The sequence below is a fragment of the Marinobacter bohaiensis genome (genome assembly GCF_003258515.1).
Taxonomy (GTDB): domain Bacteria; phylum Pseudomonadota; class Gammaproteobacteria; order Pseudomonadales; family Oleiphilaceae; genus Marinobacter_A; species Marinobacter_A bohaiensis.
The window spans coordinates 1,615,152-1,637,277 of the sequence record NZ_QGEH01000001.1 but is presented as its reverse complement, the minus strand read 5'-3'; the positions used below and the strand labels follow the sequence as shown (position 1 = coordinate 1,637,277).

Below are 22,126 nucleotides of genomic sequence, written 5' to 3'. Positions count from 1 at the left end.
AAGGACGACACATCATGCAATGGGAAGTTGTGATCGGGCTGGAAATCCACGTTCAGCTCGCCACCCAGACCAAGATCTTTTCCGGCACCAGTACCGCCTACGGTGCGGAGCCCAACACCCAGGCCAGCGCGGTTGACCTGGCGATGCCCGGCACCCTGCCGGTGGCCAATGAGCAGGCGTTCCGCTACGCCACCATGTTCGGCCTGGCTATCGACGCGGAGATCAACCGGCGCTCCGTGTTCGAGCGCAAGAACTATTTCTATCCGGATCTACCCAAGGGCTACCAGACCACCCAACTGGCCGAGCCGATTGTCGGCCCGGGCCACGTGGATATACGCCTGGACAACGGTGCCGAGAAGCGCGTGCGCATCCACCACGCCCATCTGGAGGAAGACGCCGGCAAGTCCCTGCACGAGGACTATCACGGCATGACCGGCATCGACCTCAACCGGGCCGGCACGCCGCTGATCGAGATCGTCACCGAACCGGACATGCGCAGCGCCGAGGAAGCCGTGGCGTTCGCCCGCAAGCTGCACGGTCTGGTGTCCTCACTGGGCATCTGCGACGGCGACATGTCCCAGGGCTCCATGCGTTTCGACGTGAACATCTCCGTCCGCCCGGAAGGCACCGAGCAACTGGGCACCCGCACCGAGACCAAGAACCTGAACTCGTTCCGGTTCATGGAGGCCGCCATTCACCGGGAAGTCGAACGCCAGATCGACATCCTCGAAGACGGCGGCGAAATCGTTCAGGAAACCCGCCTCTACAACGGTGAACGGGACGAAAGCCGCTCCATGCGAACCAAGGAAGAAGCCAACGACTACCGCTACTTCCCCTGCCCCGATTTGCTGCCGGTGGAAATCGACGACACTTTCATCGACAGCATCCGCGCTGCCATGCCGGAACTGCCGGACGCCAAGGAAGCCCGCTTCAAGGCCGACTACGGCCTGTCCGACTACGACGCTGGCCTGCTGAGCAACAACGCCGCCACGGCCCTCTATTTCGAGACCACTGCCAAGTCCGGCGGCGACGCCAAGCTGGCAGCCAACTGGATCCTCGGCGAACTGAGCGCACGCCTCAACGCCGCGGAACTGAACATCAAGGACAGCCCCCTGCCCGCAGAGCGCCTGGGCGCCCTGGTGCAGCGCATTGCCGACAACACCCTGTCGTCTTCCGGTGCCAAGAAGGTGTTCGAGCTGCTCTGGAACGGCGACGATGCAGATGTTGATGCCATCATCGAGCGTGAGGGCCTGAAGCAGGTTTCCGACACCGGCGAGCTGGAGAAACTGGTGGACGGCGTCCTGGCGGATATGGGCGACCAGATTGCCCAGTATCGCGCGGAGGAGGATCCCAAGAAGCGCAAGAAGCTGATGGGTGGCTTCATGGGCCCGTTGATGAAAGCCTCCAAAGGCCAGGGCAACCCGAAGCTGCTCAACGAGATCCTGCAGAAAAAGCTGGACAACTGAACCCGATCCGGCCGCAAACCATAAGGCATCTCGCGGTGCCTTATGGTCACTCACCGTTTCCCCGTTCCGACACCCTCCTTTTGCTAGAGCCTTAAATTGCCGCAAGGCCCTGCCGGCGACACCGGCAACGTCATCGAATCGTGCGCCCTGTAGGATATATCTCAACCCTAACTGTGCGACCTCGCCCACAAATCCGACGACAACAACGACAGACCGCTTGCTCCAATTTTCACTTAGGTCTATGCTTTCAAGCCGTTAGCGACGAGTTGTTAAACCGGGCTCACCAAACCGGCTCCAGACCGGTCAGTGATATCTCACGGAAATAATCAGATAATACTTATGGGCAGTGCACTTTCTTCGCTACCGTCACTTCGGAGTGGCCTTAAAGCCATGGGCGGCAAACCCAATCTACGTCAACAGCAACGCATCGCGACCCGCCTTGAGGTCATCGTCAGCGATCGTGAAGGCAATACGCTGACCTGTCACACCGCCAACCTGTCCCGCGCCGGCATGATGGTGGAATGCGAAAGCGAACGGCTCGACACGCTGATTGCCGATAAACGCAACATTGCCCCCAAGGACCCGGTGGAACTCGACGTCCGCTTCTCCATCCCGGTGGTTACGGTCCAGTCGGTCACTGTCGAGGCGCGCTGCTACGTCGTGCATATTCGCAGGGTATCCCGCAGGATGTATCACCTGGGTCTGCAGTTCAGTCAGTTCGAGGGCAACGGCCACGATTACGTGGACCAGTTCGTAGCCCGCGAACTCAATCAATAGACAGGCACCCTTCACGCCCGAATACCCGCCCGAAAACAACGCATTCGGGCATATTGTTATGCCGCTAAACTATAGTCCCTCGCCTTCTTATAGCGCGGGCATCTCTGATATAGTCTCGTCCCATATTCCGAGCCCGCACCGTCTGTGACACTCCCGGCTCAGGGCGGCTCCAGTCGACGACTGTTTCGATCACTTATAATCAATATGCATCCCATGCAACCGGTAACTGGATCATGACCACGTATAACCTGACGCATCTCAAGCAACTGGAAGCTGAAAGCATCCACATCATTCGGGAAGTGGCCGCGGAGTTCGACAACCCCGTCATGCTCTACTCCATCGGCAAAGACTCTTCCGTCATGCTGCATCTGGCCCGCAAGGCCTTCTACCCGGGCAAGATCCCGTTCAAGCTGATGCATGTGGACACGACCTGGAAGTTCAAGGAAATGATCGAGTTCCGGGACCGCCAGGCCGAGAAATACGACCTGGACCTGATTGTCCACATCAACCAGGAAGGCGTGGACGCCGGCATTGGCCCGTTTACTCACGGCAGCGCCAAGCACACCGACGTCATGAAAACCCAGTCGCTCAAGCAGGCATTGAACAAGTACAAGTTCGACGCCGCCTTCGGGGGCGCCCGCAGGGACGAAGAAAAGTCGCGCGCCAAGGAGCGGGTCTACTCCTTCCGCGACGAATACCATCGCTGGGATCCCAAGAACCAGCGCCCCGAGCTGTGGAACATCTACAACGGCAAGATCAACAAGGGTGAAAGCATCCGGGTATTCCCGCTGTCCAACTGGACCGAGCTGGACATCTGGCAGTACATCTATCTCGAAAACATCGAGATCGTTCCGCTGTACTACGCCGCCGAGCGCCCGGTGGTTGAGCGTGATGGCACCCTGATCATGGTGGACGACGACCGCATGCCGCTGGAAGACGGCGAGAAGCCGATGATGAAATCTGTGCGCTTCCGGACCCTGGGCTGCTATCCGCTGACCGGCGCCATCGAATCCAAGGCCGACACCCTGACCGATATCATCCAGGAAATGCTGCTGGCGAAGAGCTCCGAACGCCAGGGCCGCGTAATCGATCACGATTCCGCCGGCTCCATGGAGCAGAAGAAACGTGAAGGTTACTTCTAAGCCGAACGCCGACAGCCAGACAGCATCTACGGGAACAGAATCATGTCACACCAGTCCGATTTGATCGCAGAAGACATTCACGCGTATCTGAAACAACACGAAGAGAAAGAGCTGCTGCGCCTGCTGACCTGCGGCAGCGTCGACGACGGCAAGAGCACCCTGATTGGCCGCCTGCTGCACGACACCAAGATGATCTATGAAGATCATATGGCCAGCCTCAAAGCCGACAGCGAAAAGCTGGGCACCACCGGCGAAAAGCTGGACCTGGCCCTGCTGGTCGACGGCCTGCAGGCGGAGCGGGAGCAAGGCATCACCATCGACGTGGCCTACCGCTACTTCTCCACCGACAAGCGCAAGTTCATCATCGCCGACACCCCGGGCCATGAGCAGTACACGCGCAACATGGCCACCGGTGCGTCCACTGCACAATTGGCGATCATGATGATCGACGCCCGCCACGGCGTCCTGACCCAGACCCGGCGCCACACCTTCATCGCGTCCCTGCTGGGCATCAAGCACATCGTGGTGGCGGTCAACAAGATGGACCTGGTGGACTTCAGCGAAGAGCGCTTCGAAGACATCAAGCAGGATTATCTGAAGTTCGCCGAGAAGCTGGGCCTGCAGGACATCCGCTTCGTGCCGATTTCCGCACTGGAGGGCGACAACGTCGTCAACCGCAGCGAGAACACTCCCTGGTTCACCGGCCAGCCGATGATGGAAATCCTGGAGTCGGTGGAAGTGGCCCGCGACAAGAACCTGGAGCACTTCCGTCTGCCGGTGCAGTACGTCAACCGCCCCAACCTGAACTTCCGGGGCTTCAGCGGCACCATCGCCTCCGGCGTGATTCGCCCGGGCGATGACATCATGGCCCTGCCATCGCGCCGCACCAGCAAGGTCAAGGAAGTCGTCACTTTCGACGGCAACCTGGACAGCGCCTACATCGACCAGGCGGTCACCCTGACCCTGGAAGACGAGATCGACGTCAGCCGTGGCGACATGCTGGTCAAGCCGGGCGACGAGCCGCTGGTGAGCAACAAGTTCGACGCCCACGTCGTGTGGATGATCGACAGCCCGATGGCCAAGGATCGCCTCTACGACATCAAGCTGGGCCCCAACTTCACCTCCGGCTCGATCACGGCGATCCACAACCAGATCGACGTCAACACACTGGATGAGGCCGCTGATCGGGATCACCTGGATCTGAACGAGATCGGCCTGTGCGAAGTCACACTGAACCAGCCGGTGGCGTTCGACCCGTACCCGCGCAACCGGGCGACCGGTGCATTCATCATCGTCGACCGCCTGACCAACGTCACCATTGGCGCCGGCATGATCGCCGGCCTGGCCAGGGACAGCGGTGACAGCCTGCAGCCGGTCACTCCGGAAGAACGCGAGCGTCGGTTGGCCCAGAAGCCGATCATCATCGGCTGTGCAGGGACCCAGGCGCCGGAACTGGCGCGTGCGGTGGAACGCAAACTGTTCGACCTGAACCGCACCAGCGTGGTCCTCAACGAGGACACTGCGGGCAACGCCGACGACCGCCGCCGGGGCGCGCAGCTGCTCACCGCCCACGGCCTGATCGCCGTTGCCGTCAACATCGGTGACGACATCGCCGGCGCCACGGCCACCGCCAACGCCGACGATAACGTCGCCGAGGTGGCCGACCGCATCGTGCAGGAGCTGATCGGCAAGAAGCGGATCTGATAAGCTCCCCCGCACATTTATGGCAATATCCGCCATAATGGCAAACACGGCCATAACCCGTTCGCGCGGGTTGTGGCCGTTTGCTTTTTAGCGGTTTGTTTCTAGAAGAGGACAATCATGGCCATCAAACAGCTGCGCGTTACTTTTGCCAGCCAGATGCAACCGGGACACGAAGCCCAGGTCCGCCCAGGCCCGACCCTGCCGGAACCCGGCGGCGACTACGAAGGACTCCACAAGCAGCTCAAGCGCCTGTTCAACGCCAAACCCGGCAAGAAGTACGGACGCTTTTCCGACGACATCGGCGAGAGCCCGGCCAGCGCCTGGTTCCGGGATTACCTGGAAGGCAAGCAGACCTTCGAAACCCTGACCGACAAGCTGTACGGCCAATGGCAGGAGCTTCTCACCGGCTGCCAGGAAGAGTACATCGGCCACCTGATGCTGGTACACGAAGCGCTGGCCGACGGCGAAGTCATCTACCTGTTCGCCCTGGAAAGCGACAGCGCCCTGCGCCTGGATCACGAGCAGAAACTCGACGCCATGGACGTACTGAGCCTGTCCCGCCTGAATCTGGCACTGCGTCTCGAAGTGGACGACTGGCTCGGCGACCAGCCCAGCGAAAACTGCCTGACCCTGGTTCACGCCCGCGGTACCGGCGAACCCGGCGAGCTTTTCATTCGCCTGTGCGGATTTACCAACCAGGTGGACGTGGAGAAAGAAACCCTGACCTTCCTCAACGCGGTGGAGGCTTTCGCCTCGCAGACCGAGGAACCGGAAAAGGCCGGCCAGGTGCGCGCCCGGGCCTACGAGTTCTGCAAGGAACAGCACGCCCTGGGCGAACCGGTGGCGATCGAGGCGCTGTCCGGCTATCTGGACGAGGACCAGCCGGACCGTTTTCGCCAGTTCGCCTCGGAAAAAGAGGAACTGCCCGAAAACGGCGTGCTGCACCCGGATCATCGCAAGGTCAAGAAACTGGTGCGGATTGCCGGCTCCGGCGGCGGCATGAGCCTGTCGTTCTCATCCGACCTGATGAACCAGGCGGTGTACTACGACAAGGACCAGGACGCCCTGACCATCACACGCCTGCCCAAGGCGCTGCGCGAGCAGCTGCAGCGCTACCTGGAGAGCAAAACCGAGCAGGGTTGACGATCAGTCTTCGCGAGCGGGCTCGACGAAATCTTCAGGGCGGGCCCGCTCGCGGTTGCGACGCACTTCGCGCACGTCGTTCATCCAGCTTACGCCGTCGATCAGCTCACCGGTTGCCACATCGAACGGCGGATACGGCAGGTTGCGGTCATCGCAGTAGCGGGTGATCTGGGGCTGGCACCAGCGGAACAGCAGACGCTCGTACTCCGCATCCGACAACCGGCGGCGGTCGAACAACCCCGCTGCGGTGCGCTGACGCTGGGCCTCCGCCAGGATGATGGCGCAGGCGGACGACACGTTGAGCGATTCCACCATGCCCATCATGGGCACAATAATGTGCTCGTCGGCGCGGTCCGCCGCTTCCGCCGAAACACCGTCAAGTTCGTTGCCCAGCACGATGGCGCAGGGCCCGGTGTAATCCACATCGCGGTAGTCCACCGCCCGCTCCGAAAACTGCGCGGCGTAGATCCGACGGCCCTGGCCGCGCAATTCATCGATGGCGCCATGCATGTCCGGATGGGTGTGGGTGGTGACCCAGTTATGACTGCCGCCGGCGGTCTTGCGGAAGGCGCGATAACCTTCCTTCGGCCAGACCGCGTGCATATTGGCCACGGCGAAGGCGTCGCAGGTGCGGATGATCGCGGAAATGTTGCGGGGTTTGTGGATCTGGTCGGTCAGCACGTGCAGATCCGGCTGACGGCGATCCAGGGTCTGCTTGATGCGAGCGAGTCTTTCCGGCGTCATAGGCGTTCCCGTGGATCTCAGTCCTTGTTGCGGTTCTGGCCGGGATTACCGGGGAACGGCGTCACCGGGCTTTTAACGCGCCCCATGGGACGCTCCGCCTCGTTCGGTTCCATTTCATCGATGCGGACGATCGCATTCATCGGGATGTAGGTGCGCTGCACCCCTTCGAACTCGCCGCGCAGCTTTTCCTGGGACGGGTCCACCAACACCTGGCTGCGTTCGCCGAAGGTCAGCGCCTCAACCTCCAGGAAGCCGAACATTTCGCTGGGATAGACATGCCCGGCGTAGATTTCGAAAACATCGTCCTGATTGTAGAAAATGATCTTGTAACACTTCTTGGCAACCATTCCGGCAACTCCAGCGAACGTCCAGCCCACTCCCCGGCCCGGAAACAAGCTCCACCGGCGAGAGGGACACGAAAAACAAGGCCGCGTATGGTAGCACGACCGGGCAACAAGGGCAGTCAGCCTCTGGTTGCGGATTGATCAGGCCGTTATAATAGCCCGTTACCCTTTATCCAACGATTCACTGACCAACGACCCACTGAGTTCCATGACCAAAAAGCTGTTTATCAAGACCCATGGCTGCCAGATGAACGAATACGATTCATCGCGCATGGCCGACCTGCTGAAAGCCGGCGAAGACGTTGAAATGACAGACTCCCCGGAAGACGCAGACATTCTGCTGCTGAACACCTGCTCCATCCGCGAAAAAGCGCAGGAGAAGGTCTTTCACCAGCTCGGTCGCTGGAAGCAGCTCAAATCGCGCAAGCCGGAACTGGTCATTGGCGTCGGCGGCTGTGTCGCCAGCCAGGAAGGCCAGGCCATCATCGACCGCGCGCCCTACGTGGACATGGTGTTCGGCCCGCAGACCCTGCACCGGCTGCCGGACCTGATCCAGGAATCCCGTCACGGCGGCGTGGGCGTGGTCGACGTCAGCTTCCCGGAGATCGAGAAGTTCGACAACCTGCCGTCCCCGGGAGCCGAAGGCGCGTCGGCGTTCGTCTCCATCATGGAGGGCTGCAGCAAGTACTGCACCTTCTGTGTGGTGCCCTACACCCGCGGCGAGGAAGTCAGCCGCCCGCTGGACGACGTGATCGCCGAAGTGGCGCACCTGGCCAACCAGGGCGTACGCGAGGTCAACCTGCTGGGCCAGAACGTCAACGCCTACCAGGGCGAAACCCACGACGGCGACACCGTCGACCTGGCCGAGCTGATCACCATGATTGCCACCATCGACGGCATCGACCGGATCCGCTTCACCACGTCGCACCCGGTGGAATTCTCCGACGCCCTGATCGACGTCTACGAGCAGGTGCCGGAGCTGGTCAGCCACCTGCACCTGCCGGTCCAGAGCGGCTCCGACCGCATCCTGGCGGCGATGAAGCGCGGCCACACAGCGCTGGAGTACAAATCCAAGCTGCGTCGTCTGCGCAAGATCCGTCCGGACATCAGCTTCTCGTCGGACTTCATCATCGGCTTTCCAGGCGAAACCGAACGGGATTTCGAGGCCACCATGAAGCTGATCAACGACATCGGCTTCGACGTCTCCTTCAGCTTCGTCTACAGCCCGCGTCCGGGCACCCCGGCGTCGGACCTGCCGGACGAGACGCCGATGGACGTCAAGAAACAGCGCCTGAGCATCCTGCAGCAGCGTATCAACCAGCAGGCTCACGAGATCAGCCGCCGGATGGTGGGTTCCACCCAGCGCATCCTGGTCACAGGGCTGTCCAAGAAAGACCCGGGCGAATACGCCGGGCGCACCGAGAACAATCGCATCGTCAATTTCCGCACCGACAATCCCGATGTGGTGGGGAACTTCATTGACGTTGAAATCGTCGAAGCACTCCCCAATTCATTGAGGGGTATGCCGATCGACGACCGGCTCCACTGATCGTTTGATTGTTCCGCGTTCCGGTCCCGGGGCGCGGTCATCCACTGATTTTCCGTGAGGACTGCTTGAACAGCCACGAAGCCAAACAGTTTGACCTGACGCCCGCCGATCCCCGCCGGCTGGCCGCCCTGTGCGGCCAGTTTGACGAACACCTCAAGCACATCGAGAAACGCATGAGCGTGCGGATCGGCTACCGCGGCCACCATTTCCGTGTGGACGGCGAAGCCGAACACGCCAATGCCGCCGCCGAAGTCCTGCGCCATCTGTACCGGGAAACCCAGGCCCTGGACGACATCTCGCCGGACATGGTGCATCTCTACATCCGCGAATCCGGTTTTGAGCGCCTGCCCGACGACCAGCCCTTTGACGGCAGCCAGATCATCATCAAGACGCCCAAGCTGCAGGCCAGGCCGCGCGGCACGAACCAGCAGAAGTACGTGCACAACATCCGCACCCACGACGTCAACTTCGGCATCGGCCCGGCCGGTACCGGGAAGACCTGGCTGGCGGTGGCCTGCGCGGTGGAGGCACTGAAGGATGAACAGGTCAAACGCATCCTGCTGGTCCGCCCGGCTGTCGAGGCCGGCGAAAAGCTGGGTTTCCTGCCCGGCGACCTGGCGCAAAAGGTGGACCCTTACCTGCGCCCGCTGTACGACGCACTCTACGAGATGCTCGGCTTCGAACAGGTCACCAAACTGATCGAGAAGAGCGTGATCGAGATCGCGCCGCTGGCTTTCATGCGCGGGCGAACCCTGAATAATGCCTTCATCATTCTCGACGAAAGCCAGAACACCACCCGCGAGCAGATGAAGATGTTCCTGACCCGGATCGGCTTCGGTTCCACCGCCGTGATCACCGGCGATACCACACAGGTCGACCTGCCCCGCGGGCAGCATTCCGGTCTGGTGCACGCCGCCAATGTGCTGCGTGAGGTGGCCGGTATCGGCTTTACCCGTTTCGACGCCCGGGACGTGGTGCGCCATCCGCTGGTACAGCGCATCGTCGAGGCCTATGACGATCACGACGAAGACATCTCGAGCGGGGCCAACCAGCCGTGACCGACCTGGCGGTGGATATCCAGCACGCCTCGGCTGCTGCCGGGCTGCCGGACGACGACAACCTGGCGACCTGGGCCGCAAAGGGCTGGCAGGGTGACGAGCACTCCGAAGTCACCCTGAGGATCGTCGACGAGGACGAGAGCGCGGCCCTGAACGGCCAGTACCGGCAGAAAGACCGCCCCACCAACGTCCTGTCCTTTCCCTTCGAACAACCGGAAGGCATAACGCTCCCACTGGCCGGGGATCTGGTGATCTGCGCGCCGGTGGTCGCCCGGGAAGCGCACGAGCAGGGCAAAACCCTGTCGGCCCACTGGGCACACATGGTGATTCATGGCATGCTCCACCTTCAGGGGTATGATCATATCGATGACCGGGATGCTGAAATCATGGAAACCCTTGAAATCCGCCTACTTGCGGAGCTGGGCTTCAGCAACCCCTATCTTGCAGAGGACACGGACCAAGACTCATGAGCGACGATCACTCGAGTCGCAGTCAGGGCGGCAAGTCCTGGCTGGAACGCATTTCCCAGGCTTTCTCCAACGAGCCGGAATCAGTCAACGACATCCTGGAACTCCTGCGCAGCGCTGAATCCGAGAACATCATCGACGCCGATGCCATGAGCATCATCGAGGGCGCCATGCAGGTCACCGACATGCGCGTCGACGAAATCATGATTCCGCGCTCGCAAATGGTCACCGTCAAGGCGAGTTCCGAACCGAAAACCTTCCTCAACGACATCATGGAGTCGGCCCACAGCCGCTTTCCCGTGATCGGCGACAACCAGGACGACGTCATTGGCGTTCTGCTGGCCAAGGACCTGCTTCCCCTGGCGCTCAACAACGAGCTCAACTGGAACAAGATCAAGGAAATCCTGCGCCCGCCCACGTTCGTTCCGGAGAGCAAGCGGCTCAACCAGCTGCTCAAGGAATTCAAGGAAACCCGCAACCACATGGCCATCGTGGTGGACGAGTACGGCGGTACCGCCGGCCTGATCACCATTGAGGACGTTCTGGAGCAGATCGTCGGCGAGATCGAGGACGAACACGACTTCGATGAGGAAACCCACATCAAGGGACGCGCCGACGGCAGCTACGCGGTCAAGGCGATGACGCCGGTCGAGGATTTCAACGAATTCTTCGACTGCGAGCTGGACGAAGAGGAATTCGACACCATCGGAGGGGTCGTGCTGAAGGAGTTCGGGCATCTGCCGCGTCGCGGCGAGGAAGTCGAGTTTGGCGGTTTCCTGGTTACCATCCTGAATGCGGACAATCGTGTTATTCGACTGATTCAGGTCCGCCGCCGTGAGTCCTGACAGCAAACAGACCCGACTCCTGCGCGGTTCCGCCCTGGTCCTGGCCGGGGTTCTGCAAACCCTGACCTTCTCCCCGTTCGGCTTCACCTGGCTGGGTCCGGTATCGGTCCTGCTGCTGCTCGCGATCGTCATGCCCCGCCCGTCGGCCCGGCTGTTTTTCTACGGCTGGTTGTTCGGGCTGGGCCTGTTCGGCAGCGGCGCGTCCTGGGTGTACATCTCTATCAGCGAGTACGGCAACACTTCGGCGCCGCTGGCCGCGGTCATGACCGCGATCTTTGCCGCCGGACTGGCGCTGTTTCCGGCCCTCACCCTCTGGGGCTGGGGCAAACTCGCCGGCGAGCGGGCTCTGCATCGCCTGATCCTGTTCCCCGGTGTCTGGATCATCGGTGACTGGGTGCGTTCCTGGCTGCTTACCGGCTTCCCCTGGCTCTACCTGGGCACCGCGCAGGTGGATGGACCGCTGGCCGGGTTTGCGCCGATCACCGGCGTTCACGGCGTTACCCTGTTGCTGGTCGCGTCCGCCACTGCACTCTACGGCGGCGTCATGCTGTTCCGCCGCCAGAGCCGGGCAGGCGCCGCGGCCCTCACGCTTCTGGCGGTACTGCCCTGGTTCGCCGGCCCGCTGCTCCAATCCGTCCACTGGACTAAGCGGGACGCCGAGCCCATGAGCATCACGGCCGTCCAGGGCAATGTGCCGCAATTGATCAAGTGGGACCCGGAGTTCCTGAAACAGCAAATCGAAACCTACCTGGGCCTGACCGCCGGGGACTGGAACCAGGACCTGATTCTGTGGCCGGAAACCGCCATCCCCGTCACCCAGGACCAGGCCGGACCGCTGATCGAAAACATCGCCGGCAAGCTCGGCCCGGACAGCACGCTGATCACCGGCATTCCCTGGTACGGTTTCAGCGATGCGCTGGAGGATTACACCTTCCGCAACAGCATCATGGCGATCGGTAACGGCACGGGCATGTACTACAAGCAGAAGCTGGTGCCCTTCGGCGAGTACGTGCCTCTGCAGCAGTATCTGCGCGGACTGATTGGCTTTTTCAATCTGCCCATGTCCAGCTTTTCGCCGGGGCCGTCCGATCAGGCCCCGCTGACCGCTGGCAGCCACAAGGTGATGCCGTTCATCTGCTACGAGATCGCCTACCCGGATTTCGTGGCCCGCAACGCCTGGAACACCGATCTGTTGATCACCATCAGCAACGACGGCTGGTTCGGGCACTCCATCGGGCCGCTGCAGCACCTGCAGATCGCCCGCATGCGGGCTCTGGAAACCGGCCGTTTCCTGCTGCGCGGCACCAACAACGGCGTGACCGCGATTATCGACGACCAGGGCCAGATTACGGAGCGAATTCCCCAGTTCGAAAAGACCGTCATGCGGGGCGAAGTCTATACCGTGACCGGCAAGACACCCTACATGGCAGCCGGCTCCTGGCCGGCGCTGACCCTGGCGCTGATCCTGATCGTGTTTGCCCGGCCGCGGCGACTGGCCCAGCCAAGTCGACAGACCCACGCCGGGTAGATCGGTTCGGGATGCGGGACGGCGGGCCTATTCCGGCCCCGCCGCCTCACCGCTGACTTCCGGCTCGTGCGGCCAGCGGGCGGTGACTCGCTCGAAGTAATGGGAGTTGCAGGCGTCACAGGGCTGGATGTGGCTGGTTTCCACCAGGCACACCATGTGCCCGCAGGCCACGCAGCGCAGCACGCCGGCCGTCGCGATTTCACCCGAGATGTACTGGCCGGGATCGTGGTGCAGCTTGTGGTCCAGTTCCAGGGTGTCCAGGCGCGTCCTGTCCGCCACCGAAAACAACAAGTCGAGCAACTGGCGCTCGATAAGCGCCAGATCCAGCCGCAGCCACTCGCCGACGCCCTCCCCGGTCTCTTCCACGAAATGCATCAGGTGCCCAACGTCCCGCTTGACGTAGGCGGCCAGCAGGTCGACCTCTTCGCGGGTCATCTCCTCCAGTTCGTTTTCGAACTCGACCGCCTCGTCCACGCTTTCACGCAGGGTGTCCCAGCTCTTGCGCTCGACCTGATTGAGCCGCGCAACAACCCGTTCCAGCATCCGGTTGTAGACTTTCAGCGCCTGGCCGGTGAATTCCGGCTTCTGTTTCTCGTTCATGGACGACCTCCTCGCGTGGACCGCCTGACATCAACATACTGCCTGATTGCAGTTTGGCACAGTCTGGCCCCGCGTGCCGATGGCCCCGCTCACCACCGCGTCGCGGGACAGGCTACCTGTAAAGCCCCGTGTGCGTTAAAATGCGCCATCTCCCGGTGATGCCAATCCACAGGCGTCACGAACGTGAATTGAGGGTGTGCCGGTTCGATGCCGGACCGCCACGCCAATCGACAACAGGGTAACCTCAGTAATGGCAGGAATGGACGAGCAATATCGCCCGCAGGACATCGAGAAAAAGGCCCAACAGTTCTGGGAAACCAACGACACCTTTTCGGTGAAGGAAGAGCCCGGAAAACCCAAGTACTACTGCCTGTCCATGTTCCCCTACCCCAGCGGCAAGCTGCACATGGGGCACGTTCGCAACTACACCATCGGCGACGTGATCAGCCGCTACCAGCGCATGCAGGGCAAGAACGTCATGCAGCCCATGGGCTGGGACGCGTTCGGCCTGCCCGCCGAGAATGCCGCGGTCAAGAACAGGACCGCTCCCGCCAAGTGGACCTACGCCAACATCGAATACATGAAAGACCAGTTGCGTCAGCTGGGCTTTGGCTACGACTGGAAGCGTGAACTGGCCACCTGCTCACCGGACTATTACAAGTGGGAGCAATGGTTCTTCACCAAGCTCTACGAAAAGGGCCTGGTCTACAAAAAAATGGCCACCGTTAACTGGGACCCCGTGGACCAGACCGTGCTCGCCAACGAGCAGGTGGTGGACGGCCGCGGCTGGCGCTCCGGCGCCGTCGTCGAGCAGAAGAAGATTCCCCAGTGGTTCATCAAGATTACCGATTACGCCGAGGAACTGCTCAGCGACCTGGACCAGATGGACGAGTGGCCGGAGCAGGTGCGCACCATGCAGCGCAACTGGATCGGCAAGTCCACCGGGGTCGAGCTGACCTTCCCGCTGCACGAGCGTGAGGGCGGTCTGCGCGTCTACACCACCCGCCCGGACACCCTGATGGGCGCCACCTACATGGCGGTGGCCGCCGAGCACCCGCTGGCCCTGGCCGCCGCCGAGCGCAACCGCGAAGTCGCCGAATTCGTGGAGAGCTGCCGCACCAGCAAGGTCGCCGAAGCGGAAATGGCGACCATGGAGAAGCGCGGCATCGACACCGGCTTCAAGGCGACCAACCCGCTGACCCAGGAACAGATCCCGGTCTACGTTGCCAACTTCGTGCTCATGGAATACGGCACCGGCGCCCTGATGGCGGTGCCCGGCCACGACGAGCGCGACCACGAATTCGCCGTCAAATACCGCCTGCCGATCCGCCAGGTCATCTCCGCCAAAGACCGGGATATCGATATTCAGGAAGCCGCCTTCACGGACAAGGGTTTTCTGGTCAACTCCGGCAAGTACAACGGTCTGACCAGCGAGGAAGCCTTCGAGGAAATCGCCGACTACCTCGAACAGTCCGGCATCGGTGAGCGTCAGGTCAACTATCGTCTGCGCGACTGGGGCGTTTCCCGTCAGCGGTACTGGGGCGCGCCGATTCCCATGATGACCCTGGAAGACGGCACCGAGATGCCGGTACCCGAGGACCAACTGCCCGTACGGCTGCCCGAAGACGTGGAAATGGACGGCGTAAAATCGCCCATCAAGGCAGACCCGGAATGGGCCAAAACGGTCTACAACGGCCAGCCGGCCACGCTGGAAACCGACACCTTCGACACCTTCATGGAGTCCTCCTGGTACTACGCCCGCTTCGCCTGCCCCAACTACGAGGAGGGCATGCTGAATCCGGACGCCGCCAACTACTGGCTGCCCGTGGACCAGTACATCGGCGGCATCGAGCACGCCATCCTGCACCTGCTCTACGCCCGTTTCTTCCATAAGCTGTTGCGTGACGTGGGCCTGGTGAACAGCGATGAGCCGTTCAAGCGCCTGCTGTGCCAGGGCATGGTACTGGCTGAGACCTACTTCCGCGACGACGCCAACGGCGGCAAGGAGTGGATCTCTCCGGCCGATGTCGAAATCGAACGGGACGATAAAGGCCAGGTGGTCACCGCCCGCCTCAAGAGCGACGGCGAGTCGGTGGAATCCGGCGGCATGTCCAAGATGTCCAAGTCCAAGAACAATGGCATCGACCCACAGGCCATCATCGACGAGTTCGGCGCGGACACCGTGCGCCTGTTCATGATGTTCGCCGCACCGCCGGAACAGTCCCTGGAGTGGTCCGACAGCGGCGTGGAAGGCGCCCATCGCTTCATCAAGCGCCTCTGGCGGATGGTCAGCGAGCACGTAGCCAGCGGCAATGCACCGGCCGTGGACGCCGACAACCTGAACGACGCCCAGCGCGACGTGCGACGCAAGACCCACGAAACCATCGCCAAGGTCAGCGATGACGTCAGCCGCCGCCTCACTTTCAATACCGCCATCGCGGCGGTCATGGAAATGCTCAACGAGGTGGGCAAGCTGGACGCGCAGACCGAGGCCGACCGGGCCGTGGTCCAGGAAGCCCTGGAAACCGCCGTCCTGCTGCTGTCTCCGATCGTGCCCCACGTTTGCCACACGCTGTGGGAAAAGCTGGGCCACGAGGAAGCGGTGGTCGATGCCCGCTGGCCGGAAGCCGACAAGTCCGCTATGGTCCGCTCCAGCATCCAGATGGTGCTGCAGGTCAACGGCAAGGTGCGCGCCAAGGTGGACGTGCCCGCTGACATCGCCAAGGACGAGGTCGAAAAGCTGGCGCTGGAAGACGAGAACGTCCTGCGCTTCACCGAAGGCAAGACGGTCCGCAAGGTCATCGTCGTGCCCGGCAAGCTGGTCAACATCGTCGCCAACTGATCGAACCCCTGATTCACCGCCAGGCCGGGAGACGTCATGGCATTGAAACCTCATTACCGGACCGCCGCCAGGGCCGCCCTGCTGTTGTCGCTGAGCGTACTGCTCGGCGGCTGCGGCTTTCAGCTGCGCGGGGCACCGCCCGTGTCCAGCGCGCTCCAGCCGTTGAGCGTCGCCTGCGACAACAGCGTACCGTTCGAGCTCTGCGAAGCGGTGAAAACGCAGCTGGACCAGGGTGATATCCAGACGGCGGAACCGGAGAACGCCGCCTACCAGTTGCAGTTGGGGCGCTTCTCCGAGACCCGTCGGGCCAGCGCCATCCAATTGGATGCCTCTGCGGCGGAGTACGATCTGCGCCAAAGCCTGCGTGTCAACGTGGTCAGTGACGATGCGGTGCCCGTGGTCGCCAATGCGGAAGTGCGCACCAGCGAGTTCTACAGCTACGACGACACCAACGTCCTGGCCAAGCGTCGTGAGGAAGACGAGATCCGCAACACGCTCTACCAGCGCCTCGCGCAACAGGTCCTGTTCCGCATGGCGCCGTTGACGCCGGAGCGTCTGGAAGCCATCCGCGCCGAGTACCGGGAAGCCCAGTCCGAGGCCGAAAAAGCGGCTCCGGAGACACCATGAAGACGACGCCGGCACAGCTGGACCAGGTGCTGTCCCGCGGGCTGGCACCGGTCTACCTGGTGTCCGGCGACGAGCCGCTGCTGGTCCAGGAATCCTGCGACAGCATTCGGGCCAAGGCGCGGGAAGCCGGTTTCAACGACCGGCAGATTTTCCACGCCGATCGCAACCTGGACTGGAACCAGGTGGGCGAGGAGCTGAACGCGCTGTCCCTGTTCGCCGAAAAGCGGCGCATCGAAATCCACCTGCCCACCGGCAAGCTGGGCGACGGCCGCAAGGTGCTGGAACAGACCCTGGCCTCGCCGCCGGATGACATCATCCTGATCCTGATCAGCGCACGCCTGGACGCTGCCGAAACCCGGCGTAAGTGGTACAAGCAGCTACAGGACAAGGGCGTTCACGTGCCCATCTGGGGCATCGATCCCGACAAGTTCCCGGGCTGGCTGCAGCAGCGCGCCAAGACGCGCGGCCTCAAGCTGACGCAGGGCGCCCTGGAAGAGCTGGGTGAGCGTCTGGAAGGTAACCTGCTGGCCGCCAGCCAGGAACTCGATCGCCTGGCTCTGCTGGCGCCGGACAAGACCGTTGACGAGGAGATCGTCAACCAGGTGGTGCTCGACAGCGCACGCTTCAACGTGTTCGAACTGGTCGGCGACATCCTGATGGGCAAGGCGGAGCAGGCTCAGCGCATTATCGGCATCCTGCAGCAGGAAGAGGACAGCCCACTGGGCCTGCTGGCCATCCTCAGCCGCGACCTGCGCATGACCGGCCGCCTGCAGCAGGCGCTGCAGCGAGGCGATACCGCCAAGGACTTCTTCCGCTCCAACAACATTCGCCAGCCCCAGCGCATACGACAACTGGAACAGGCGGCACGCCGCTTGCGACCGCCGCAGATCCGCGCTGCCCTGGTACGCTGCAGCGACATCGACCGCAGCGCCAAGGGCTACGGCGACCTGCCACCCTGGCACCACCTGCGCACCCTCACCAACGAGCTGGCAGCCCGGCGCTGAGCCGGGCACCTGTCTCCGCCCGCGACAATCTCCGGTTGACAGCTTCCCGAATTCGGGCGCATCGTTCTTCTAAGCGAGATCACCTCGACAGGAGACCCATCGCCATGAGCTGGAAAGACGACCTCCACAAACTCTCGGAATCCGTCAAGCAGCAGCGCGACGAACTGAAGCTTCAGCTCCACCTGGCACGCCAGGATGTCCGCGACGAGTGGGACGACATGGAGCAATACTGGGAGCGCTTCCGTCAGAAAATGGACGACATCCTGCACGATGCATCCGATGCCGGCGAGGAAGCCTACCGGACCGCCCATGACGTGGGCGAAGATCTGAAGCAGGGCTATCAGCGCATCCGCGACCGGCTGAAGAGCTAGTCCGGAGCAAGACGGGTCTTCCCGGCTCTCGCCTGCCAGCGAATCGACAGCCACAAAAAAGCCGCCTGTTTCCAGGCGGCTCGTTCATCCCGCGGACAAGAGAGAACTCATCAGAACTCGTCGGCCGTGAGATCCATCATCGCCTCGCTGCCACTGCGGATACCCTCTGCCAGGGAAACCGTCCTGGGCAGCAACCGCTCGAAGTAGAAGCGTGCCGTCTTGAGCTTGCCGGTGTAGAAGCCGGAGGTGTCGCCTTCGGCCTTCGGCGCCGCCGCCTTGACGATACGCACCCACATGTAGGCCAGCGCGGTCAGCCCGAACAGATCCAGGTACTCGACCGATGCCGCCCCGACTTCGTTGGGATCATCGACGGCAGCCTCGATCACGGCTTCGGTCACGTCAGCCAGGCGCTCCAGCGAGGCCGCCAGCGGCTCCAGGTAAGGCGCCAGCGCGGCATCGCCCTGATTGGCCTCGATAAACGCGGCCACGTCCTCGGCAAACAGCTCGAAGAAGCGGCCCTCGTTGGCGACGATCTTACGCCCCATCAGGTCCAGGGCCTGGATGCCGTTCGCCCCTTCGTAGATCTGGGTGATACGCACGTCGCGGACCAGTTGCTCCTGCCCCCATTCGCGGATGTAGCCGTGGCCACCGAATACCTGCTGGCCGGTCACACAGGCATCCAGGCCCCGGTCGGTCAGGAAAGCCTTGGCCACCGGCGTCAGCAGCGCCACCATGGCGTCGGCTTTCGCCCGGTCGGCGTCGTCGTCGCTGTACTTGGCCATGTCCAGCCACTGCGCCACGTAGGTGGAGAAGGCACGACCGCCCTCGACGAAGCCTTTCATGGTCAGCAGCATCCGGCGCACGTCCGGATGAACGATGATCGGATCGGCCGCCTTCTCGGGGGCCTGCTTGCCGGTCGGTGCACGACTCTGCAGGCGCTCCAGGGCGTATTCCCGGGCGCTCTGCAGGGATGCTTCCATGGCGCCCAGACCCTGGATGCCCACGCCCAGGCGCTCATAGTTCATCATGGTGAACATGGCCGCCAGGCCCTTGTTGGGCTCACCCACGAGCCAGCCCCTGGCGCCGTCGAAGTTCATCACGCAGGTGGCGGAGGCCTTGATGCCCATTTTCTTCTCGAGGGAACCGCACGCCAGAGAGTTGCGGTCACCCAGCGACCCGTCCTCGTTGACCAGGAACTTGGGTACCAGGAACAGGGAAATGCCTTTCGGGCCTTTGGGGGCGTCCGGCAGCTTGGCCAGCACGAGGTGGACGATGTTCTCCGCCATGTCGTGCTCGCCCCAAGTGATGAAGATCTTGGTGCCGGTGACGTTGTAGGAACCGTCGTCGTTGGGCTCCGCCTTGGTGCGGATGATGCCCAGATCGGTGCCGGCGTGGGGTTCGGTCAGGTCCATGGCGCCGGACCAGACACCGGAGTACATGTTCGGCAGGTATTTTTCTTTCAACTCCTGGCTGCCGTGGGCGTCCAGCGCCAGGCAGGCCCCGGCGGTCAGCATCGGGGCGAGGCCGAACGCCATGTTGGCACCCTGGGTCATTTCCTCGTACTGGGCGACCAGGGTCTTGGGCATTCCCATGCCGCCGAACTCCGGGTTGCCGCCCAGGCCGATCCAGCCCCCTTCGAGCAGCGTCTGGTAGGCTTCACGGAACCCTTCCGGCGTAGTGACCTCGCCGTCCTGCCACTGACACCCCTGCTCGTCGGCTTCCCGGTTAAGCGGCGCCAGGACACCGCCGGCAATCTTGCCGGCCTCTTCCAGGATGGCGTCGGCGGTGTCGGCATCCACGTTCTCCGCCAGGCGGGGCATCGACGCCCACAGGGACGGCGCGTCGAACACTTCATTCAAGACAAAACGGATATCGCGCAACGGCGCCTGATAATCTGCCATCGATGAATTCCTCTCTGTGCGAGCGTATTCTGATCTTATGTTGTCGGGGCCGGGCCTGTTAACCCCGACCCCTCGTTGTTCTTCGTTGGAGTCACGTCCACTGGACCACCTGGACGCAGAAAGCCCGCCTCCCCGGGAGAGCGGGCTTTCCATGCCTCAGTCGCCGGCGTCCTTTAGAACGCGAAGTTGTCTTCCGGCATATCCATCAGGCTGTCAGCGCCGGCCAGCATGGCTTCGGCGTGGCCTTTGGTGCGCGGCAGCAGGCGCTTGAAGTAGAAGCGTGCGGTCTGCACCTTGGCGGTGTAGAAGGCTTCCTCGCTGGTGCCCTCCGCCATTGCGTCCAGAGCCACCTTGGCCATGCGCGCCCACAGGTAAGCGAAGACCGCGTAACCGGAGTACATCAGGTAGTCGACCGAGGCCGCTCCGACTTCGTCACGGTTCTTCATGGCGGTCATACCGACCTTCATGGTCAGGTCGCCCCACTCCTTGTTGAGCGCCTGCAGCGGTTCGACGAACTCCTTGAGCTGTTCGTTGTCGGCGTTTTCCTTGCAGAAGACGTGAACCTGCTTGGTGAAGCCTTTCAGCGACTCGCCCTGAGACATCAGCACTTTACGACCCAACAGGTCAAGCGCCTGGATGCCGGTGGTGCCCTCGTAGATCATACCGATCCGCGCGTCGCGGACGTTCTGTTCCATGCCCCACTCGGAGATGAAACCGTGACCGCCGAAGACCTGCATACCCAGGTTAGCGGACTCATAGCCAATCTCGGTCAGGAAGGCCTTGGCGATCGGCGTCAGGAAGCCCAGCATGGCGTCGGCGGCCTTACGCTCTTCCTCGGTCTTGCCCTGGTGCACGATGTCAGCCTGCTGCGCCGCCAGGTAGATCAGGGCACGGGCCGCTTCCGCGACGGACTTCTGGGTCAGCAGCATGCGACGCACGTCCGGGTGGACGATGATCGGATCCGCCGGGCCGTCCGGGTTCTTGGCACCGTTCAGCGAACGCATCGCCAGACGCTCTTTGGCGTAGGCCAGCGAGCCCTGGAAGCCCAGCTCGGCAGCACCCAGCCCCTGGATGGCGGTACCGATGCGGGCGGTGTTCATGAAGGTGAACATGCAGTTCAGGCCCTTGTTTTCCGGACCAATCAACCAACCCTGGGCGCCGTCGAAGTTCATCACGCAGGTGGCGTTGCCGTGGATGCCCATCTTGTGCTCCAGGGAGCCACAGGACACCGCGTTGCGCTCGCCCACGGAGCCGTCTTCGCTGGGCAGGAACTTGGGCACGATGAACAGGGAGATGCCCTTGGTGCCTTCCGGCGCGCCCGGCAGGCGGGCCAGCACGATGTGGACGATGTTCTCGGCCATGTCGTGTTCGCCGGCCGAGATAAAGATCTTGGTGCCGGTAATGTTGTAGGAACCGTCGGCATTCGGCTCGGCCTTGGAACGAAGGATGCCCAGGTCAGAACCACAGTGCGGCTCGGTCAGGCACATGGTGCCGGTCCATTCACCGCTGGTCAGCTTGGTCAGGTAGACGTCTTTCTGCTCATCGGAGCCATGCTGCTCAATGGTGTTGATGGCGCCGTGGCTCAGGCCCGGGTACATGCCCCAGGACCAGTTGGACGTACCGACCATCTCGCTCATGACGATGCCGATGGAGCTCGGCAGACCCTGGCCGCCGTAGTTGGGATCCGCGGTCATGGAGGGCCAGCCGCCTTCCACATACTGCTGGTAGGCTTCCTTGAAGCCGGTCGGCGTCTTCACGCCGTCTTCGCTCCAGGTACAGCCTTCCTGATCACCCACCTGGTTCAGCGGCGACAGAACCTGCTCACAGAACTTGGAGCCTTCCTGGATAATCGCGTCGACCATATCCGGAGTCGCGTCTTCAGCACCTTCCAGGTTGGCGTAATGTTGTTCGCTGTCCAGAAGCTCGGACATCACAAATTTAATGTCACGCAGGGGCGCTTTGTACTCGGGCATGGGTTCCACCTCGGTTATCAGTCGTGTCCGCCAGCGATGCG

19 protein-coding genes are annotated in these 22,126 nt (G+C 62.4%); 14 read left to right on the top strand and 5 right to left on the bottom strand.

Annotation, left to right across the window (positions count from 1 at the left end):
• Positions 1-14 precede the first annotated feature (14 nt).
• The 5 genes from gatB (at position 15) to DKK67_RS07285 (ending at position 6,232) form a co-directional block, all read left to right on the top strand.
• Positions 15-1,466, top strand: coding sequence for an Asp-tRNA(Asn)/Glu-tRNA(Gln) amidotransferase subunit GatB (gene gatB, locus DKK67_RS07305; protein WP_111495726.1), 1,452 nt, complete (start codon positions 15-17; stop codon positions 1,464-1,466).
• 390 nt (positions 1,467-1,856) lie between these two features.
• A complete protein-coding gene (locus tag DKK67_RS07300) occupies positions 1,857-2,243 on the top strand; it encodes a PilZ domain-containing protein (RefSeq protein WP_228160532.1) in 387 nt (128 codons plus the stop codon).
• Positions 2,244-2,476: 233 nt separating this feature from the next.
• A complete protein-coding gene (gene cysD, locus DKK67_RS07295; protein ID WP_111495724.1) occupies positions 2,477-3,385 on the top strand; it encodes a sulfate adenylyltransferase subunit CysD in 909 nt (302 codons plus the stop codon).
• Between the two features lie 42 nt (positions 3,386-3,427).
• Entirely contained in the window at positions 3,428-5,089 is a 1,662-nt protein-coding gene (cysN, locus tag DKK67_RS07290; RefSeq protein ID WP_111495723.1) for a sulfate adenylyltransferase subunit CysN, read from the top strand.
• A gap of 117 nt (positions 5,090-5,206) precedes the next feature.
• The gene (locus DKK67_RS07285; RefSeq protein WP_111495722.1) at positions 5,207-6,232 is read left to right on the top strand and encodes a nucleoid-associated protein; all 1,026 of its coding nucleotides are present in this window, start codon (positions 5,207-5,209) and stop codon (positions 6,230-6,232) included.
• A gap of 3 nt (positions 6,233-6,235) precedes the next feature.
• Here the strand turns inward: DKK67_RS07285 and trmH are convergent, their stop codons facing one another.
• Complete coding sequence (trmH, locus tag DKK67_RS07280) at positions 6,236-6,976, bottom strand: tRNA (guanosine(18)-2'-O)-methyltransferase TrmH (protein ID WP_111495721.1); 741 nt, start codon at positions 6,974-6,976, stop codon at positions 6,236-6,238.
• 17 nt (positions 6,977-6,993) lie between these two features.
• A complete protein-coding gene (locus DKK67_RS07275; protein ID WP_111495720.1) occupies positions 6,994-7,323 on the bottom strand; it encodes a DUF1820 family protein in 330 nt (109 codons plus the stop codon).
• Positions 7,324-7,528: 205 nt separating this feature from the next.
• On the opposite strand from DKK67_RS07275, the gene miaB reads away from it, so the two are divergent.
• The 5 genes from miaB to lnt all read left to right on the top strand — a co-directional run bounded on the left by miaB (position 7,529) and on the right by lnt (position 12,767).
• Entirely contained in the window at positions 7,529-8,869 is a 1,341-nt protein-coding gene (gene miaB / locus DKK67_RS07270) for a tRNA (N6-isopentenyl adenosine(37)-C2)-methylthiotransferase MiaB (protein WP_111495719.1), read from the top strand.
• Between the two features lie 65 nt (positions 8,870-8,934).
• The gene (locus DKK67_RS07265) at positions 8,935-9,927 is read left to right on the top strand and encodes a PhoH family protein (RefSeq protein WP_111496804.1); all 993 of its coding nucleotides are present in this window, start codon (positions 8,935-8,937) and stop codon (positions 9,925-9,927) included.
• On the top strand, positions 9,924-10,397 hold the full coding sequence (gene ybeY, locus DKK67_RS07260; RefSeq protein WP_111495718.1) for an rRNA maturation RNase YbeY: 474 nt from the start codon (positions 9,924-9,926) through the stop codon (positions 10,395-10,397). Before DKK67_RS07265 ends, ybeY begins: the two co-directional genes overlap by 4 nt.
• The gene (locus tag DKK67_RS07255; RefSeq protein WP_111495717.1) at positions 10,394-11,239 is read left to right on the top strand and encodes an HlyC/CorC family transporter; all 846 of its coding nucleotides are present in this window, start codon (positions 10,394-10,396) and stop codon (positions 11,237-11,239) included. Before ybeY ends, DKK67_RS07255 begins: the two co-directional genes overlap by 4 nt.
• The gene (gene lnt, locus DKK67_RS07250) at positions 11,229-12,767 is read left to right on the top strand and encodes an apolipoprotein N-acyltransferase (RefSeq protein WP_111495716.1); all 1,539 of its coding nucleotides are present in this window, start codon (positions 11,229-11,231) and stop codon (positions 12,765-12,767) included. Before DKK67_RS07255 ends, lnt begins: the two co-directional genes overlap by 11 nt.
• 27 nt (positions 12,768-12,794) lie before the next feature.
• Here the strand turns inward: lnt and DKK67_RS07245 are convergent, their stop codons facing one another.
• Entirely contained in the window at positions 12,795-13,367 is a 573-nt protein-coding gene (locus DKK67_RS07245; RefSeq protein WP_111495715.1) for a zinc ribbon-containing protein, read from the bottom strand.
• Between the two features lie 259 nt (positions 13,368-13,626).
• On the opposite strand from DKK67_RS07245, the gene leuS reads away from it, so the two are divergent.
• The 4 genes from leuS (at position 13,627) to DKK67_RS07225 (ending at position 18,211) form a co-directional block, all read left to right on the top strand.
• On the top strand, positions 13,627-16,209 hold the full coding sequence (gene leuS, locus DKK67_RS07240) for a leucine--tRNA ligase (RefSeq protein WP_111495714.1): 2,583 nt from the start codon (positions 13,627-13,629) through the stop codon (positions 16,207-16,209).
• A 36-nt stretch (positions 16,210-16,245) separates the two neighbouring features.
• Positions 16,246-16,836, top strand: coding sequence for an LPS-assembly lipoprotein LptE (locus DKK67_RS07235; RefSeq protein ID WP_111495713.1), 591 nt, complete (start codon positions 16,246-16,248; stop codon positions 16,834-16,836).
• On the top strand, positions 16,833-17,840 hold the full coding sequence (holA, locus tag DKK67_RS07230; protein WP_111495712.1) for a DNA polymerase III subunit delta: 1,008 nt from the start codon (positions 16,833-16,835) through the stop codon (positions 17,838-17,840). Before DKK67_RS07235 ends, holA begins: the two co-directional genes overlap by 4 nt.
• A gap of 104 nt (positions 17,841-17,944) precedes the next feature.
• Positions 17,945-18,211, top strand: a complete 267-nt coding sequence (locus DKK67_RS07225) for a hypothetical protein (RefSeq protein WP_111495711.1) — start codon at positions 17,945-17,947, stop codon at positions 18,209-18,211.
• A gap of 110 nt (positions 18,212-18,321) precedes the next feature.
• Here the strand turns inward: DKK67_RS07225 and DKK67_RS07220 are convergent, their stop codons facing one another.
• Both DKK67_RS07220 and DKK67_RS07215 read right to left on the bottom strand, forming a co-directional pair.
• Positions 18,322-20,112, bottom strand: coding sequence for an acyl-CoA dehydrogenase C-terminal domain-containing protein (locus tag DKK67_RS07220; protein ID WP_111495710.1), 1,791 nt, complete (start codon positions 20,110-20,112; stop codon positions 18,322-18,324).
• Positions 20,113-20,285: 173 nt separating this feature from the next.
• Entirely contained in the window at positions 20,286-22,085 is a 1,800-nt protein-coding gene (locus DKK67_RS07215) for an acyl-CoA dehydrogenase C-terminal domain-containing protein (RefSeq protein ID WP_111496803.1), read from the bottom strand.
• Between the last annotated feature and the right edge of the window lie 41 nt (positions 22,086-22,126).

Bases quoted from the DNA above. Each gene is read 5' to 3' on its own strand.
- DKK67_RS07245 (WP_111495715.1), bottom strand. From the start codon at position 13,367: ATGAACGAGAAACAGAAGCCGGAATTCACCGGCCAGGCGCTGAAAGTC.
- miaB (WP_111495719.1), top strand. From the start codon at position 7,529: ATGACCAAAAAGCTGTTTATCAAGACCCATGGCTGCCAGATGAACGAA.
- DKK67_RS07275 (WP_111495720.1), bottom strand. From the start codon at position 7,323: ATGGTTGCCAAGAAGTGTTACAAGATCATTTTCTACAATCAGGACGAT.
- DKK67_RS07255 (WP_111495717.1), top strand. From the start codon at position 10,394: ATGAGCGACGATCACTCGAGTCGCAGTCAGGGCGGCAAGTCCTGGCTG.
- DKK67_RS07285 (WP_111495722.1), top strand. From the start codon at position 5,207: ATGGCCATCAAACAGCTGCGCGTTACTTTTGCCAGCCAGATGCAACCG.
- holA (WP_111495712.1), top strand. From the start codon at position 16,833: ATGAAGACGACGCCGGCACAGCTGGACCAGGTGCTGTCCCGCGGGCTG.
- trmH (WP_111495721.1), bottom strand. From the start codon at position 6,976: ATGACGCCGGAAAGACTCGCTCGCATCAAGCAGACCCTGGATCGCCGT.
- cysN (WP_111495723.1), top strand. From the start codon at position 3,428: ATGTCACACCAGTCCGATTTGATCGCAGAAGACATTCACGCGTATCTG.
- DKK67_RS07215 (WP_111496803.1), bottom strand. From the start codon at position 22,085: ATGCCCGAGTACAAAGCGCCCCTGCGTGACATTAAATTTGTGATGTCC.
- DKK67_RS07220 (WP_111495710.1), bottom strand. From the start codon at position 20,112: ATGGCAGATTATCAGGCGCCGTTGCGCGATATCCGTTTTGTCTTGAAT.
- DKK67_RS07300 (WP_228160532.1), top strand. From the start codon at position 1,857: ATGGGCGGCAAACCCAATCTACGTCAACAGCAACGCATCGCGACCCGC.
- DKK67_RS07235 (WP_111495713.1), top strand. From the start codon at position 16,246: ATGGCATTGAAACCTCATTACCGGACCGCCGCCAGGGCCGCCCTGCTG.
- cysD (WP_111495724.1), top strand. From the start codon at position 2,477: ATGACCACGTATAACCTGACGCATCTCAAGCAACTGGAAGCTGAAAGC.
- DKK67_RS07225 (WP_111495711.1), top strand. From the start codon at position 17,945: ATGAGCTGGAAAGACGACCTCCACAAACTCTCGGAATCCGTCAAGCAG.
- gatB (WP_111495726.1), top strand. From the start codon at position 15: ATGCAATGGGAAGTTGTGATCGGGCTGGAAATCCACGTTCAGCTCGCC.
- leuS (WP_111495714.1), top strand. From the start codon at position 13,627: ATGGACGAGCAATATCGCCCGCAGGACATCGAGAAAAAGGCCCAACAG.